Annotated in this window: 16 protein-coding genes; 6 read left to right on the top strand and 10 right to left on the bottom strand. The window is 41.3% G+C overall.

What is annotated here, in order from left to right; genetic code table 11:
• Window positions 1-105 precede the first annotated feature (105 nt).
• Window positions 106-501: a response regulator transcription factor gene (locus tag CLV32_RS12395; protein ID WP_133555971.1), complete on the top strand. Its 396-nt coding sequence runs from the start codon at window positions 106-108 to the stop codon at window positions 499-501.
• Here CLV32_RS12395 and ku read toward each other — a convergent pair whose 3' ends face one another.
• A complete protein-coding gene (ku, locus tag CLV32_RS12390; RefSeq protein WP_133555969.1) occupies window positions 502-1269 on the bottom strand; it encodes a non-homologous end joining protein Ku in 768 nt (255 codons plus the stop codon). It abuts the gene before it with no gap.
• Between the two features lie 101 nt (window positions 1270-1370).
• Between ku and CLV32_RS12385 the strand changes: the two genes are divergently transcribed.
• Window positions 1371-1850 (top strand): nuclear transport factor 2 family protein, encoded by a 480-nt coding sequence (locus CLV32_RS12385; RefSeq protein ID WP_133555967.1) that lies wholly within the window; start codon window positions 1371-1373, stop codon window positions 1848-1850.
• 25 nt (window positions 1851-1875) lie between these two features.
• Window positions 1876-2643, top strand: a complete 768-nt coding sequence (locus tag CLV32_RS12380) for a dienelactone hydrolase family protein (RefSeq protein WP_133555965.1) — start codon at window positions 1876-1878, stop codon at window positions 2641-2643.
• 1 nt (window position 2644) lies between these two features.
• On the opposite strand, the gene hisS is transcribed toward CLV32_RS12380, so the two are convergent.
• The 3 genes from hisS to pdhA form a co-directional block, all read right to left on the bottom strand.
• The gene (gene hisS / locus CLV32_RS12375; protein WP_133555963.1) at window positions 2645-4033 is read right to left on the bottom strand and encodes a histidine--tRNA ligase; all 1389 of its coding nucleotides are present in this window, start codon (window positions 4031-4033) and stop codon (window positions 2645-2647) included.
• Between the two features lie 86 nt (window positions 4034-4119).
• Window positions 4120-5775, bottom strand: a complete 1656-nt coding sequence (locus tag CLV32_RS12370; RefSeq protein WP_133555961.1) for a pyruvate dehydrogenase complex dihydrolipoamide acetyltransferase — start codon at window positions 5773-5775, stop codon at window positions 4120-4122.
• 28 nt (window positions 5776-5803) lie between these two features.
• Window positions 5804-6799, bottom strand: coding sequence for a pyruvate dehydrogenase (acetyl-transferring) E1 component subunit alpha (gene pdhA, locus CLV32_RS12365; protein ID WP_133555959.1), 996 nt, complete (start codon window positions 6797-6799; stop codon window positions 5804-5806).
• Window positions 6800-7030: 231 nt separating this feature from the next.
• Between pdhA and CLV32_RS12360 the strand changes: the two genes are divergently transcribed.
• Together CLV32_RS12360 and CLV32_RS12355 are read left to right on the top strand one after the other, a co-directional pair.
• Window positions 7031-7582, top strand: a complete 552-nt coding sequence (locus CLV32_RS12360; protein WP_133555958.1) for a C40 family peptidase — start codon at window positions 7031-7033, stop codon at window positions 7580-7582.
• 63 nt (window positions 7583-7645) lie between these two features.
• Window positions 7646-8755, top strand: a complete 1110-nt coding sequence (locus CLV32_RS12355) for a CapA family protein (RefSeq protein WP_243732300.1) — start codon at window positions 7646-7648, stop codon at window positions 8753-8755.
• On the opposite strand, the gene CLV32_RS12350 is transcribed toward CLV32_RS12355, so the two are convergent.
• Both CLV32_RS12350 and CLV32_RS12345 read right to left on the bottom strand, forming a co-directional pair.
• On the bottom strand, window positions 8752-8937 hold the full coding sequence (locus CLV32_RS12350; RefSeq protein ID WP_133555956.1) for a hypothetical protein: 186 nt from the start codon (window positions 8935-8937) through the stop codon (window positions 8752-8754). The genes CLV32_RS12355 and CLV32_RS12350 overlap by 4 nt on opposite strands.
• A gap of 100 nt (window positions 8938-9037) precedes the next feature.
• Window positions 9038-11092: a M13 family metallopeptidase gene (locus CLV32_RS12345; RefSeq protein WP_133555955.1), complete on the bottom strand. Its 2055-nt coding sequence runs from the start codon at window positions 11090-11092 to the stop codon at window positions 9038-9040.
• 66 nt (window positions 11093-11158) lie between these two features.
• Between CLV32_RS12345 and CLV32_RS12340 the strand changes: the two genes are divergently transcribed.
• Window positions 11159-12091, top strand: a complete 933-nt coding sequence (locus tag CLV32_RS12340) for an SPFH domain-containing protein (RefSeq protein ID WP_133555954.1) — start codon at window positions 11159-11161, stop codon at window positions 12089-12091.
• A 77-nt stretch (window positions 12092-12168) separates the two neighbouring features.
• Here the strand turns inward: CLV32_RS12340 and CLV32_RS12335 are convergent, their stop codons facing one another.
• The 4 genes from CLV32_RS12335 to CLV32_RS12320 form a co-directional block, all read right to left on the bottom strand.
• Window positions 12169-14331 carry a carboxy terminal-processing peptidase gene (locus CLV32_RS12335; RefSeq protein WP_133555952.1) on the bottom strand — a complete coding sequence of 721 codons (2163 nt, stop codon included), beginning with the start codon at window positions 14329-14331 and terminating at the stop codon, window positions 12169-12171.
• Between the two features lie 104 nt (window positions 14332-14435).
• Complete coding sequence (locus CLV32_RS12330; protein WP_133555950.1) at window positions 14436-15113, bottom strand: hypothetical protein; 678 nt, start codon at window positions 15111-15113, stop codon at window positions 14436-14438.
• A gap of 23 nt (window positions 15114-15136) precedes the next feature.
• Window positions 15137-15979, bottom strand: coding sequence for an isoaspartyl peptidase/L-asparaginase (locus CLV32_RS12325; protein WP_133555948.1), 843 nt, complete (start codon window positions 15977-15979; stop codon window positions 15137-15139).
• A gap of 1 nt (window position 15980) precedes the next feature.
• Complete coding sequence (locus CLV32_RS12320; protein WP_133555947.1) at window positions 15981-16856, bottom strand: cyanophycinase; 876 nt, start codon at window positions 16854-16856, stop codon at window positions 15981-15983.
• Window positions 16857-16956: the final 100 nt, after the last annotated feature.

Here is a 16956-nt window from a genome sequence, read left to right as displayed (position 1 = left end):
CTTGAGAAGCAAAAAGGTTTCAAATAAAATTTATTGTTTATTTAATGGCAAAAAAATATAAACATATGTAATCAGTTAATATATTTGTATCAAGAATTACTACCATTGGCAAAACGTTCAACAGCATTCAAAAACATCTTAGTCATTGAAGACAATCATGCTATTTTAGACGTGATTACGCTGATATTGCAAAGTGAAGCTTACAAGGTTAATGGGCTAAGCAAAAGCGCCGATTTCATGAATCACATCGATGCCTTTAAGCCTGACCTGCTTATCCTTGATATCATGCTTCCCGACGCAGACGGTCGTATGTTGCTGCAGCAGCTCCGCCAGAACGAAAGTACCATGCATATCCCTGTACTGATGATCTCAGCAAGATATACCCAGGAAAATATTCAGCATGGAGAATTTAAGCCAAATGGTTTCCTCGCCAAACCGTTCGACATAGATGAATTACTCGACAGAATCGAGGGTATTCTCGCAGGAAAAAACTATTTATAGTTAAGCACCCTTTTTGGATAAGCTCTGCATCAGCTGCTCGTAAAGATCCGTTCCTGATTCTTCTCTTGGCTTTAATTTCTTTACAGGCGTACGCTTTCCTTTTGCTTTTGCCTTTATGATCTTTAATAATTCGCCAGTATACTCATCCTTGAACTGATCTATTTTGAATGGAGATGTGTATTGTTTAATTAGCGCCAGTCCCACGTCCAACTCCTTCTTGCTAATCGTATCTAATGCCGGCGTCTTAATATCTTCTGCAGAACGGACTTCTTCAGCAAACCGAATTTTGGTCACAACAAGTACGTGATCCATTGGATGGATTACACAAAGATTTTCTGAACTCCTCAGCACAAAACGGGCTACTCCAGCTTTGTTCGACTTCTGTAGTGCTTTTAACAATAATGCATATGCCTTTTTCCCTTGTGTTTCTGGCTCCGCATAATAAGATGTCTCATAATAAATCGGATTGATTTCAGAAATATCAACAAAGTTCTCCAACTCAATCATCTTGGTCTTCTCCGGACTTGCATCTTCAAAATCCTGCTGTTCCAGGATTACATACTGTTCGTTCAGCATATACCCTTTCACAATTTTATTGTAAGGAACTTCTTTATGTGTCTGTTCGTTAACCCGCTGAAACTTGATTCGCGAATGATCTTTTCCATCAAGCATGTCAAGATCCAGTCCGCTGTTCTGCACGGCCGAATATAACTTAACCGGAATGTTGACCAGTCCAAAACCTATCGAGCCTTTCCAAATTGATCTCATGATTTATTATTATATCAGAATAACAGTTCGCCGCATACTATTGTTCATACCATTGCTATATTTCCTATCTTTAGCATAGGCAAGGCTAATAAGGTATAAATATGAATGAAAATGAAAAATTAATCAACTATTTCTACTCAAGCTTCCAACGGAAAGATATAGCAGCCATGCAGGCTTGTTATGCCGATGATGCGACTTTTAACGACGCTGTATTCAGTAACCTGACTGCAGACAAGGTAAAGGCCATGTGGGCCATGCTGATTGAGAAAGGTAAGGATATGACGCTTACCTTCGACGGCGTACAGGCAAACTCAACTTCCGGAAGTGCCAGATGGATCGCAACTTATACATTCTCTTTAACGGGCAATAAAGTGGTCAATGTGATCGATGCAAAGTTCACATTCAATAACGGAAAGATCCTGACGCATACAGATTCTTTTAGCTTCTACAGATGGGCGAGCCAGGCTTTGGGCATCACAGGTAAACTCCTGGGCTGGACGCCACTGCTAAAGAATAAAATCCGCAAAACCGCCGCCCGTAATCTGGATATATATATGGCCGCCAAGGCACAAACTTTGTAATTCAATTCTTGTTATATTAAACATCATGAAAAGATCAATAACAATTATCTTAAGCCTGGTAGTAAGCACTGCGTTTGCACAACTCAAACCTGTATCCTACACTGATGGCTCACAAAAGCTCAACGGACTCTCTATTTCCCCGGCTAAAGGAAATATGAAAAAAGCAGGCGTCCTTATTCTCCCTGCCTGGAAAGGTATAGACAAACATGCTAAAGATGCTGCCGAAGATCTTTCAAAACTAGGTTACTATGCTTTCGTAGCAGATATTTATGGGGAAGGTAATTATCCCACCGACAATAAAAGCGCGGGGGAAAAATCCGGATATTACAAAACAAACTTCAAAGAATACCAGAGAAGAATCGACCTCGCTCTGCAGCAATTGATCAAAGCCGGTGCAGATCCTGCAAGAGTTGTTGTGATCGGCTACTGCTTTGGTGGTACAGGTGCTATAGAGGTGGCGAGAGCGGTTTTTCCAGTTAGAGGAGTTGTATCATTTCACGGCGGACTTGGGAAAGATGCTACGCGTGTAACGGATCCAATAAAAACTAAGGTTCTGGTACTGCATGGAGCCGACGACCCTTCCGTTCCACCAGCACAAGTTGCGGCATTTCAACAAGAGATGAGAACGGCTAAGGCTGACTGGCAAATGATTTATTATGCCAATTCAGTACATGCTTTTACAGATCCAGATGCCGGAAATGATAATTCCAAAGGAGCAGCTTATAATGAACTGGCAGCCAAAAGATCATGGGAACACATGAAAATGTTTTTCAATGAAATCCTGGCGAACTAATTTATTCGCCTGTTAAAAATGAAATAATACCATCGGGACTTAGCTTTTGCTGAGTTCCGCTCTGCATATCTTTTAACGTTAATAAACCGCTGTCCATCTCATCGCTACCTATTAGTACGACATATGGAATAGCTTTAGCATCCGCATAACCCATCTGTTTCTTCAGTTTTGCCGACGAAGGATAGAGTTCTGATGCAATATCCGCCTCCCGTAGCTTTTGCAACAGCGGAAGTGCATATCGCGCCGCAGCATCGTCAAAGTTACTGATCAGCACCCGGGTGCCTGCAGCAGTAGTCTCAGGAAACAAATTCAGTTCGTGCATCACGTCGTAAATGCGGTCGGCTCCAAAAGATATTCCTACCCCCGTTAATCCCTTCAAGCCAAACATCCCCGTCAGGTCATCATAACGGCCACCACCACCGATGCTTCCCATGGCAGCTTCATTTGTTTTTACCTCAAAAATACAACCGGTATAGTAATTTAATCCTCTGGCTAATGTGATGTCCAGCTCCAGATCAGGGTGTTTAACGCTACTTGCGGATAACAGCGCCTTTACGTATTCAAAAACCGTTTCGATCTCAGCAATACCTTTTAAACCGGTTTCAGATTGCGCAAGTACCTGCTTCAGGCTACTTAGCTTACTGTCATTGTTTCCTTCAAGCAAAATGACAGGTTTGAGCAATTCAATATCCTGCGCAGTAAAACCGCGTTCTATTAATTCCTTTGTAACACCATCAAAACCGATCTTATCCAGTTTGTCGATCGCAACGGTCATGTCAATAATTAACTCAGGCTTACCGATCACTTCGGCTATGCCCGATAAAATCTTTCTATTGTTGATCTTTATGGTGAAGTCAGTCATGCCCAGATTGCTCAATGCCTCCTGGTAGATCAATACAAATTCAGCTTCATTTAGTAGACTGTCCGAACCTACCACATCCACATCACATTGATAAAACTCTCTATATCTTCCCTTCTGCGGCCTGTCTGCACGCCATACAGGCTGAACTTGAAATCTTTTAAAAGGAAGCGCAATATCATTTTGATGCATAACCACGTATCGCGCAAAGGGGACAGTTAGATCATAGCGTAAAGCTTTCTCACTGATAGAAGAAATCAGCCCATTCGAATCTTTGGCATCTAAATGCGTGGTATTTGCCTTGCTCAGGTAATCTCCAGAATTCAGAATCTTAAAGATAAGTTTGTCACCTTCGTCACCATACTTTCCAGTGAGGGTCGACAGGTTTTCCATTGCAGGGGTTTGAATTTCCGCGTAACCATATTTCCTGAATACCGTTTTAATAGTATCAAAGATATGATTGCGTTTCACCATTTCTGAAGGGGAAAAATCCCGGGTTCCTTTTGCTAAAGACGGTTTGATCGTAGACATGCGGCAAAAGTACAAAAACTAACAAGCATAAAAAAGGTTGCCTGTATGATACAGGCAACCTAATATAACATATACTTTAAAAACTATTAGATCAACAATCTAACCGGCTCTTCAAGCAATGACTTCACAGTTTGCAGGAACGCAGAACCCGTTGCACCATCAACAACACGGTGGTCGCAGCTCAATGTAACTTTCATTACATTTCCTGGAACTACAGCGCCGTTTTTAACAACAGGTACTTGAGAGATACCTCCAACAGCAAGAATACATGCATCAGGTGGATTGATAATCGCAGTAAACTCATCGATACCGAACATACCTAAGTTGGAAATGGTGAAAGTAGATCCTTCCCAGTCCGACGGCTGTAATTTTTTTGCTTTAGCACGTTGTGCGAAATCTTTAACCTCTGCAGAGATGCGTGACAGTGATTTACCATCAGCAAAACGTACAACAGGTACTAAAAGACCATCTTCAACAGCCACAGCAACGCCGATGTTAACGTGCTCATTGTAACGGATCTTATCACCTAACCATGAAGAGTTCACGTTTGGATGTTGTTTTAAAGCAATGGCAACTGCTTTTAATACAAGATCGTTGAAAGAGATTTTAACCGGTGCAATTTCGTTCATTTTGTTACGGGCAGCAATAGCGCCATCCATATCAATGCTCATGGTTAAATAGAAATGCGGTGCAGTAAACAAGCTTTCAGAGAGGCGTTTTGCAATCACTTTACGCATTTGCGTAACAGGCTTCTCGGTAAACTTCTCTTCGCCAACATAAGCCGGTAAAGCAGCTGGTGCTTTTTCTGCCGGAGCAGCCGAAGTTGAAGCCGCAGGAGCTGCAGCAGCAGGCTTAAAGTTCTCTATGTCTTTTTTGATGATCCTTCCGCCATCAGCACTACCTGATACCTGCGAAAGGTCAATTCCTTTTTCTTTAGCAATTTTCTTAGCTAGCGGAGATGCTTTAACACGTCCACCGTCAGCAGCAACAGCTTCTTTTTCTTCAGGAGCACTTTCTGCAGCTTTCTCGGCAACAGGTGCGTCAGACTTTTTATCTGAAACAGCTTTTGCCGGAGCATCGCCCTGACTTAATATACCACTGATGTCTGTTCCTTCCGGGCCAACAATAGCAATAATGCCATTTACTTTAGCCGCCTGGCCTTTCTCAACACCGATATGTAATAAAGTACCTTCAGCATATCCCATAACTTCCATAGTCGCCTTATCGGTTTCTACATCTGCAAGAATATCATCGTCTTTTACTTTATCGCCAACCTTTTTATGCCATTCAGCAATAACACCTTCAGTCATGGTATCACTCAAAAGTGGCATGCGTACTACTGTAACACCCATCTTCTCGATATCCGCATCAGATAATGCAGCACCGCCGGCAGGAGCCTCAGTTTTTGATTCAGCAGCAGGCGCTTCTTCCGTTTTAGCAGCAGGAGCATCCGCAGGCTTCGCAGCACCACCTTCAGCTTCAAGAACCGCTTTATAGTCTTCGCCTTCTTTACCAACAACGGCAATAACAGCATCAACAGGAACAGCTTTACCTTCTTCTACACCAATATATAATACGATGCCATCCCAGTAGGATTCCAGATCCATGGTCGCCTTATCGGTTTCCACTTCAGCCATAACATCACCGCTTTTAATTTTATCGCCAACTTTGACATGCCATTTAGCCATAACCCCTTCGGTCATGGTATCGCTCATCTTGGGCATTTTAACTACTTCAGCCATTCTATAATATCAATTGAAATATTTTGAATTAATCTTGTACGTAAGGATAGTCTGTTTGAACATAAACATCGGTATATAATTCCGAAGCTTCAGGGAAAGGAGATTCTTCAGCAAATTTAACTGACTCATCAACAATCTGCTTCACTTTGTTCTCAATCTCTTCGATCCAGGCCTGATCAGCATATTTCTCTTTCAAAATTACTTCTCTAACCAGTTCAATCGGATCTTTAGCTTTATACTCTTCCAATTCGTCTTTAGTACGGTATTTAGCTGGATCAGACATTGAATGTCCTCTGTAACGGTAAGTACGCATTTCTAAGAAGGTTGGTCCTTCACCGTTTCTTGCACGTTGCGCAGCTTCGTCCATTGCATTATGAACAGCAACCGGATCCATACCATCAACAGGTGCACATGGCATATCAAATCCTAAACCGATTTTGTAGATGTCAGTCATGTTTGTAGTACGCTCTACAGAAGTTCCCATCGCATAACCATTGTTTTCACAAACAAAAATTACCGGCAATTTCCACAACATAGCCATGTTGAATGCCTCGTTCAAAGCACCCTGACGAACGGCACCGTCACCCATATAACAAACGTTCAGGTTTTTTGTACCCTTAAATTTTTCTGCAAAGGCTATACCAGCTCCTAAAGGAATCTGTCCACCAACAATACCATGGCCACCATAAAAGTTATGTTCTTTACTGAACATATGCATAGAACCACCCTTGCCTTTAGAGCATCCGGTTACTTTTCCATACATCTCAGCCATAATTGCATTTGCACTAACACCTTTTGCCAAGGCATGAGCGTGGTCGCGGTAAGCGGTAATCATGGAATCTTCAGGCTGCAGGGCAGAAATTGCACCGGCAACAACAGCTTCCTGACCAATATATAAATGACAAAATCCACGAATTTTTTGTTGTCCGTATAGTTGTCCCGTTTTCTCTTCGAACTTGCGCATCAGCAACATCGACTCAAACCACTTCAGATAGGTATCTTTATTAATTTCTACTGCACTCATTTTTGGGGTGTTGATTTTTTTTTACGAGAGCAAATCTACTTTATTATTGCAACAAATCGAAGAAATGTCTGTAAAATACACACTAAGGTTACACATAAGTGATTATGGATAAAAAAATCAGATGACATTTGGATAACAAAAAGAAATTACATAGTTTTGGTAGTCGAACAATAAGCCAAAATGGTGTACGTTTAAGTGTAAGTGCATTTTACCCAAACTTAATAGGATAACATGATCAAAAAATTTTTGTTTTCTTCTCTAATCGCTTTGTGCAGCATAACATCCCTACATGCGCAAACAAAAACAAAAGATACCAATAACACTGCCGATCCAGACAACTTAGCTTCCCAATATTTATCCCAGGTGATGGGCGTTGCAGTAGATGCAACATCTAACCTGAAGTTGTATAAATTCATCTACGAATGGATAGGTACTCCTTACAGATACGGAGGAAACACAAAAAAAGGAATCGATTGCTCAGCTTTTACCAAAGCTATCTACGATAAAGTATTTAACACAACCATACTCCGTAACTCCAGAGATATTTTTAGCATGGTAAACCCATTGCCTAAAGATGAACTGAAAGAAGGAGATCTGGTATTTTTCAAAATTAAAAGTGCTAAGATTTCACATATCGGTATCTTCCTTGGAAACGGCCGCTTTGCACACGCCTCTAACAGAGGTGTCGTAATCAGTAACCTTAATGATCCATATTATGCACGCTACTTTTATAAAGGCGGAAGAATACTGGATTCAATGAAAGATAATTTAATAGAGGAATAGCCTTTATACCTTAAAAGATCTTAAATCCCCCTGATAACCTGGGGGATTTTTTTATGACCTCATATGATGAAATTACATATCCTGAGTTTTTTTTGTGTTGCCTTGCTCCTTACCTCGTTAAGCTGTATCAATAAAGCGCAACCTGTACTACAAGAGGTTCATAGTGCGCCGGTTCTTTCAGACAGTACACTAAAAGATACGCTCACTATCACCGCTGTAGGAGACATGATGCTTGGCTCTGCATATCCGTCTGCAAGCAACCTCCCTAAAGATGATGCAGTGAACAGTTTTAAAGCTGTTAAGGAATACTTGAAAGGTGATATTGTATTCGGCAATCTGGAGGGTTGCTTTCTTAACTCCGGAAAATCCACAAAATGTAAAGACACCATCGGCAACAGTTGCTTCGCTTTCAGGATGCCAGAGCGTTATGCTGGAATTTACAAAGACGCCGGGTTCAACTTACTAAGCGTCGCCAATAACCACGTAGGCGATTTTGGTATTGCTGGCAGAAAGAAAACAAGTACCATCCTTGATTCATTGGGCATTAACTACGCCGGCCTCAACAGCAAACCCTATAGCCTATTTGAAAAAAATGAGATAACCTATGCTTTTTGTGCTTTCTCCCCAAACGACAATACGTTACAGATTACAGAAATTGATAGCGCCAAAGCATTAGTAGCCCAGCTAAAAGCCAAAGCAAACATCGTTATTGTTTCTTTTCATGGAGGTGGAGAAGGATCAAAGTTTGAACATGTAACCCGAAAAACCGAAGTGTTTTATAAAGAAGACCGGGGAAATGTGTATGCCTTTGCACATGCTGTAATTGATGCCGGAGCAGATGTGGTTCTTGGCCATGGACCACATGTTACCCGGGCTGCAGAATGTTACAAAGGTAAATTTATTGCTTACAGCATGGGCAACTTCTGTACCTACGGAATGTTTAACCTAAGCGGGCCAAACGGTATCGCACCTCTGATCCAGATAAAGATAAACGGAAAAGGCGATTTCCTGATGGCCGATGTTATCTCCGTGCGACAAGACAAAATAAATCACCTAACGGTGGATAAAACACATGCTGCTTTCCAAAAAATGAAAATGCTTACACAAATGGATATTCCGGAAAACAAACTCGTGTTTACCCCCGATCAGCAGATTAAGATCAGCCTTAACTAAGCCTCATCTTTTGTATTGCGCACCAGGCTTATGCCTGTGAAAAAGAATATTGCACCAATTACACCAAATACGATTAACTGACGCGTTGCGGCATCATGCTTAGTGAAGCCATAACCGGCATAGATCAGGCCGATAATACCCAGAATAGTCAGGATAGTTCCGAAAGTACGTTTTACATTCATAGTAGTTTTGTTTAGTGCTGCAGATACAATATCTATGCCGCATTCGGAAAACAAAAAAAGCTGCCCGGAGGCAGCTTTTAACGCATAAATTATATTTTAACTACCACACACCTACACGGTTTGCAGGCGCAACGTACATTTTTGCAGAAGTTGGTATATTGAAAGCCTTGTAAAATGCCTCCATACTATATACTGGTCCATTAACCCTAAACATTTCTGGCGAATGCGGATCTGTTTTCAAACGAACACGTGCAGTCTCGTCTCTCGTTTTAATCCGCCATACTTGCGCAAAGCTTAGAAAGAAACGCTGATCAGGCGTAAATCCATCGATCTTTTCATTGCCTTGCCCTTGTTTGGTTAATTTAAAAGCATCATAAGCAATGGCAAGTCCGCCGATGTCAGCAAGATTCTCTCCCATCGTAAGATCACCATTCACATGCTGCTTATCAAGAAGCACGAAGCTGTTATATAGGTCAGCAACTTTTTTTGCCTTCTCTTTAAATTTAGTTGCATCAGCGGCAACCCACCAATCCTTAAGATTTCCATCTTTATCATACTGCCTTCCCTGATCATCAAAACCATGGGTCATTTCGTGACCGATTACAGCGCCGATAGCACCATAATTTATCGCATCATCAGCATTGTAATCAAAGAAAGGGAATTGTAAAATACCCGCCGGAAAAACGATCTCATTATAAGAAGGGTTATAGTAAGCATTAACGGTAGGCGGAGTCATACCCCACTCTTTACGATCTACAGGCTTACCAAGGTGATCAGCCATTTCTTTATAAGCATGTTTTGAGGCGGATTGCAGATTGGCGTAATACGTATCTTTAGAGATCTCTACGTCATCATACTTTTTCCACTGATCAGGATAACCAATTTTTTTGATAAAAGCTTCCAGTTTTTCTACAGCCTTTTGTTTAGTGCCGGCACTCATCCAGTCCAGTTTCTCAATTCTCGAACGATATACCTTCTGCAGGTTATTTACCAACGACAGCATACGTTCCTTAGATTCCGGTTTAAAATATTGCTCAGCATACAACTGCCCAAGCAGTTCCCCAAGGTTTGCATCTGTTGCATTTACAACAGTCTTCCAACGCTCAGTCGGTGATTGCTGTCCGCTCAGTGTTTTACCGTAAAAAGCAAACCTGGCCTCTCTAAAACCTTTGCTTAAAGCTGCGGACGCCGAATTCAGGGCATCAAACTTTAGCTTCTGTTTCCACACCGTAATTGGCTGTGATTTGATCAATGTACTTAAAGCCTGATAATATTTTGGCTGAGATACTAAGATCGTATCCGTTTTCAAACCCAATTTATTCAATACATCTTTCCAGTCAATATTGGGAGTTTGTTTCTGAAAATCAGCTACCAAAAACTTATTGTAGTTTTTTTGCGGATCCCTCAATTCTACCGGGGTGGAGTGCGAAGCCGCAATAGCGGTCTCTAACTTAAGCACCTGATCAGCGTAAGCGGCCGCACTTACAGTATCAATACCTGCAAGATGGAACAGCGAAGCACCATACTTCAAAAACGCTGTCCGGATTTTTTTGGTCTGATCATCATTATTAAAGTAATAACTTTTCTCAGGTAAGGTAAGTCCAGATTGTGAAAATACTACAGCATTTTTCATGCTGATCTTATCGTCTGGTCCCACGTAAAACCCGAACAGATCACCATCGCCTTCCTTAAAGCCATTGGCGGCAAAATCGATCAGTTCTTTATAATTTGTAATCGCGTCAATTTTCTTTAACAATGGTAAAATAGGCGCTGCTCCTAATTTTTCAATCGTTACTGTATCCATGCCGCTCGTATAAAAATCGGCAACCTTTTGTGCAGCACTTCCTTTTTTCTGCTCTTCCTTAGCACTGGCAATTAAGATCGCCTGAAGGTTTTTTTGGTTGTCATTATAGAGCGTATAGAAAGAGCCCCAGCCTGTTTGAGTCTTGGGAATCTCTGTTTTTTTGAGCCACTGACCGCTGGCATACAGGAAAAAATTGTCGCCGGGACGCACGGTTGTATCCATGCCCGACTTATCGAAAAACACGGTCCGTTGTTCAATGTTGCCCGCATTTTTATGGGAATCCTTATTCTGACAGCCGAAAACGAAGGCTAGAACAGCTAGGGAAACACCAACTTTGGTTTTTGTAAACATAAATCTAGTTTTTATATAAAACTACTAAAAACCCCTAAATTTCCTACCTTCATAAAAAAAAATGCTATGAATTACACTGTTTACATTCTTCTTTTCATCATTGTCGGTGTCCTGCTCAGTTCTTTTGTAACTGTCAAACAGGGAACAATTGCTGTAATTACGATCTTTGGTAAATACAGAAGACAACTCGGTCCGGGTCTTAACTTCAAAATACCCCTGATCGAGAATATCCATTCCAGGATCTCTATTCAGAACCGGTCTGTTGAACTATCTTTTCAAGCAGTAACGCTGGATCAGGCAAACGTATATTTTAAAGCCATGCTGCTCTATTCTGTGCTGGATCATGGCGAAGAGACCATTAAAAACGTAGCCTTTAAATTTGTGGATTCGAACAACTTGATGCAAGCGCTAATTCGCACCATCGAAGGATCCATTAGAGCCTATGTAGCTACCCAAAAGCAGGCAAATGTACTTGCACAACGTAATGAGATCGTGCTACATGTTAAGGAGCAAATTGATAAAGTTCTGGAAAGCTGGGGCTATCATTTGCAGGATCTTCAGTTAAACGACATCACTTTTGATGAAGAAATTATGCGCTCCATGAGTCGTGTAGTTGCATCAAACAACCTGAAAGCGGCAGCAGAAAATGAGGGTCAGGCTTTACTGATCACCAAAACAAAAGGCGCAGAAGCCGATGGAAATGCGATAAAAATTGCTGCAGCAGCAGAACGTGAAGCAGCGCAGTTAAGAGGTCAGGGTATTGCGTTATTCAGGGCTGAGGTTGCACATGGTATGACTAAAGCAGCTCAGGAAATGGAACAAGCTAACCTCGATATCTCAGTAATTCTTTTCACTATGTGGACAGAATCAATTAAGCATTTTGCTGAAAATAGTCAGGGAAATACAATCTTCCTTGATGGATCAACGGAAGGCATGAATAAAACCATGAAAGAGTTGATGGCAGTTCAGATGCAGAATAACACCAGAGATAAGTCTTAACTATAAATTTGCCAATAAGTAAAAGAGCGGCTTACCTGAATTGGTAAGTCGCTCTTTTACTTTATATGAAGTCAGTATTAGGTTTGTGGTTTGATCAACTTGTTTAAGTCGGCCATAACTTTTAAACTCTCTTCCTGGACAAAATCGATATTCTCATCTTTCTTAATCTTATCGCCTTTTTTTACCGGCGGCAACCCTCTTGATTCACGTAACATGTTTGTACGTGCTAAAGATTTCGCTTCCAGGCTATCCCGTTCAGCTTTCAACTTTTGCTCGCTTAAAGGAACAGAATTTTCGTCATCACGTTTCTTCATATCTGCAATATCCTCATTCAGGACTTTATAGTCTAAAGAGTTTGCCATACGTGCATCATGCAATTTAACAAGTTCTGAGCGCACACCAGTAAGATCCCTGACAGCAACGAAGTTAGATTTTGGAATTACGTCCCAAGGTAAAGCAGATGGCTCAGTATCCTCGCCTATTTTATCCAGTGGATAAACAGAAGGAAACAAGATATCCGGCACCACACCTTTATGCTGAGTACTGCTACCGTTAACTCTGTAAAACTTAGCCATAGTTAGGTTAAAAAGGCCCAATTGTGGCAAGCCATCTTTAGATAAAGCCACCGAACCGCCTTTTACTTTAGCATCCTTGCTGATCAATACAGCAAGTCTTTGCAATAATGAAGGATTCACAAGATTATTCAGATCGATTGAGTTCTGTACAGTACCCTTACCGTAGGTTTGGGTTCCCATAATTACACCACGACCGTAATCCTGGATAGCTCCCGCAAAGATCTCAGATGCCGATGCACTCAAGCGATCTACAAGAACACCAAAAGGACCTGTCCATGCAGCGCCCGCATTTGTGTCTTCATTTACTTCAATCTTTCCGTCTAATCCTTTAATCTGAACCACCGGACCTTTATCAATAAATAATCCAGTCAGGTTGATCGCCTCAACAAGAGAACCACCACCATTGGCACGTAGATCCATTACAATGGCATCTACTTTATCAATATTTTTCAAAGTATCGATCAGCAACTTAACGTCGCGTGTTGTGCTTTTGTAGTTTGGATCACCTGCGTTAGCAGCCTTGAAATCCGCATAAAATGCAGGAACGCTGATAATACCTACCTTAAACGGTTTGCCATCAGATTGAATCGTGCTAACTTTTTTCTTTGCAGACTGACCTTCAAGAATCACTTTATCCCTGGTTAAGGTAATGATCACAGGTTTAGAAGACATCTCTTTACCAACCGGGATAATCTTTAAACGTACTACAGTTCCTTTCGGACCCTTGATTTTCGCTACTGAATTATCAATTCTCCAACCTATGATATCTTCAAAATCTCCTGTAGCCTGTGCAACACCAACAATCCTGTCGCCAGCACTGAGCAACTTGCTTTTGAAAGCCGGTCCACCCGGAATAATCTCATCTATCTTCAATACCTCATTCTCAAGTTTCAATCGCGCACCGATACCTTCCAGAGATCTGGCCATATCTTCGCTAAACTGCGCAGCGTTAGTTGGATTAAAATAATTCGTATGCGGATCTATAGTCTCAGTAAAAGCATCCATGATACTCTGGAACACATCCTGATTGTTGATTTTAGCAATTTGCGATTTCAAATTCTGGTAACGCTTAGTCAACGTTTCTACATTTTTTGCAGTACTGGTTCCAGCAATTTCCAGGTTTACCATTTCATATTTGATGCGTTTTCCCCAGATATCATTTAATCCGGCAGTTGTGGCAACCCATGGCATCTTCTCTCTATCATACACATAGGTATCATTCGGCCCGTAAGTTCCAGGTGTTTTAATTTTCTGCAGTGAATAATTGATCCACTCATTGTATCTCTTTAAATAGACATTGAAAATGTAAAAAGGGGCACTCAGGTCTCCCTGACGAAAATCATCATCCAGCGTAGTTCTAAATTTATCGAAATCCTTAATATCAGAACTCAGGAAATACGTCTTCGACGGATCCAGGTTCTTGATGAACTTATCCAATACCAACGAGGAAATGGAATCATTTATCGTTATTTTCTTATAATTGTAATGTTCTATCAGAGCCACGATCTCCTTGCATACCAGGCCTTGTTGCTCATCCGGCTTGATATTGGTAATTCCTTGAACCACTTCCTGTGATTTGGGTGCAGCACTGCAGGCTAGTACAGCAGCTGTGAAGGTCACCAATAATACTCTTCTCAACATCTCTTTAAATAATTTAAAATCCATTTGTATTAATCAACAACCAATATGATACCAATTTTCCAAAAAAACAAAAAAGAGACCGTAATAATACTGTCTCTTTTCTGTAATTTTTAAAAGGCTTAGTTTTTCTACTTCGCTTTAGTGTTTTGTTTATCGGCAATTTGCACTCTGGCATCCTTGATCTGAGCACTGAACTGGTTAGTCTTCTTAGCCTTAGCCAGCAGTTCTGCACGATTCAGATCCTTGTGTGCAAGCGCATATTCCCGTTTCTTGATCTTCACCTGAGCGATGCCCAGGATAGACTCTATGTACGCGTCATTATTACCAGATTGCTTGGCCAAAATACCCTGCTGAGTGTAAAACCAAAGGGATTGGGTCAGTTTATTGTCTGCAAGATAAATCCTGCCCAACTGTTTGTAGGATGCAATTTGTCCACTTAAACTTCCTATTCTTGAATAGTTCTTCAAAGCCACGTTCAATATCACCTGCTCCGCTTCCACATAGTGGGCAAGCAGCATGTGTATATTTCCCATTCTCAGTAAGGCCTGTCCATATTTACTAAACTTTCTTGAGCTGTTGAACTCAAAAGCAGCTTTGCCAAATAATGTCAAAGCGTCATATAAATCACCCTTCTTCTCATTCCGGTCTGCTTCAGAGAAAAAATCATCCCCATCCTGCACATCCGTTACTGCAATAGCGATAGCAGAATTTCCGCCCCCTAAATCCTGACCGGCAAAAGTACTGTTCTGTGCAAATGCTCCAGAAACAATTAAGGTTAACAGTAGCGAAAAGTAAAGTTTATACATTTTACAAATATAGTAGTTTTTTTTTAGTTAAACACCTGTAAGTTACCATCAAAAGATGCCCAAACCATATGCGGATGTGAATCCTGATGATACACTTCTCCAGTATGGGTTAAAGCGATAATTCCAGCGAAACCGTCAATCTCTTTAAGCTCATTGAAAGATTTCTCCGTTGCCGCCTCCAGCGTAAAGCCATCGGCCACACGTGTTGCAATTTTTACGGAGAGCCCTGCACTAACGATATCTTCCCCAACACCTGTACATGAAATTCCGGCATAGCGGTTCGCAAAGTTTCCCGCAACTGTAGCCGAGTCGCTCACCCGGCATGGGATTTCAAAGCCTTTACCTCCTGTAGATGTTGCAGCAGCAAGATTTCCCTGCCCATCAAGAGCTACACAGCCTACCGTTCCTTTATTTTCGTGTTGGTTAAGCTTAGCTTCATATTCCGACTGACGTTGTTCCGTAATCGGACTGTAATAACCGAAGCCCTGATCTCTGGCGAAATGTTGTGCTCCAGAACCACTCAACACCTTATCCTCATAGTCCAGCAATTTTGCCGCAACAAGTATTGGATTTTTAACGTCTTCTATATTAATAACGCCCGAAAAATGCTGACTGCTTCCATCCATTACCGAAGCGCTAAGCCGAACTTTACCATCACTCTGAATTTGCGAACCCAGTCCGGCATTATATAGGATGTCATCTTCGAGTAACGAGACCACGTAGACTACAGTTTCTAAAGCAGTGTGTGTTTGTAAATAGTTATAACCTTCGCGTACAATTGCAGAAAGGGAATCTTGTTTGGCTTTTTTCGTTTCCTGACTTGTGCTGGACTCGCTAAAAAAACCACCATGTATAATTATTTTCATATTAATCTATTGGTATTACCTTGGGGTGATGAATAGTTAATTGATGCTCCTGAAGATTATAGACATCTCCATCGCACATCACATGTACAATCATATTATTAATCGATACCGGCTGTCCCATTTCTACATCTGTAAGATTAGTATCTACCATCTTCCTGCCGTCAACAAGAATAACCATACCCGAACCAATGGCTTCCATTTTATTTCCTTCGGAAATATACAGCCCCGTATCTTCACCCAGACCGATGCCCAGGATACCGGGATTACTGGCGGCCGCATATAATAACCTGCCTATCCTTCCGCGTTGTACAAAATGTGTATCTACAATAACGCCGTCGATAAAACCTAGCCCGCCTGTAATCTTTACTTCACCTTTCAACAGCGCATCTTTACTGCTCCCCTGATAAATCATGTTTTTAGAGCTCGCTGCAGCACCGGCAGAAGTACCTGCGATAACGATCTTCTCGTGCTCATACTTATACAGCAATGTTTCATGGATAGCTGTACCACCAAAAATTGACGACAAACGAAGTTGATCACCGCCAGTAAAAATAATGACATCAGCAGCCTTTACCCGTTCTACATAAGCTTCATCATTAGCTTGTTCCCTGCTTCCGATATTAAGCACGCCCACATTATGTACATCAAGTTGCGCATAGGCCTTGATATACTCTTCCCCAACTTTTTCAGGAATTAACGATGCCGTAGTGATGATTTCAAATCTGGAGTCAGTGTTATGTACAGATTCTGTAGTGATTCTTTTCAGGATGCCTCGCTCAAAAAAGTTCATATTTTGAGGCAGGCCAAATTGAGTTTCCGTGAAACTTCCGGTATTTATTGCGCCACCAATAATTATTAATTTACCTTTTGGAGCCATGTAGTATTTAGATTATCCAATAATTCCAAATATATGCGCAATAAGCTAATAAATCGGCCTTTTTTATCAATTATATATTTTAATTGCGCCGAAACAGTTA

The sequence above is a fragment of the Pedobacter duraquae genome (assembly GCF_004362245.1).
Classification (GTDB): domain Bacteria; phylum Bacteroidota; class Bacteroidia; order Sphingobacteriales; family Sphingobacteriaceae; genus Pedobacter; species Pedobacter duraquae.
This window is presented reverse-complemented; position numbering and strand designations above follow the sequence as displayed.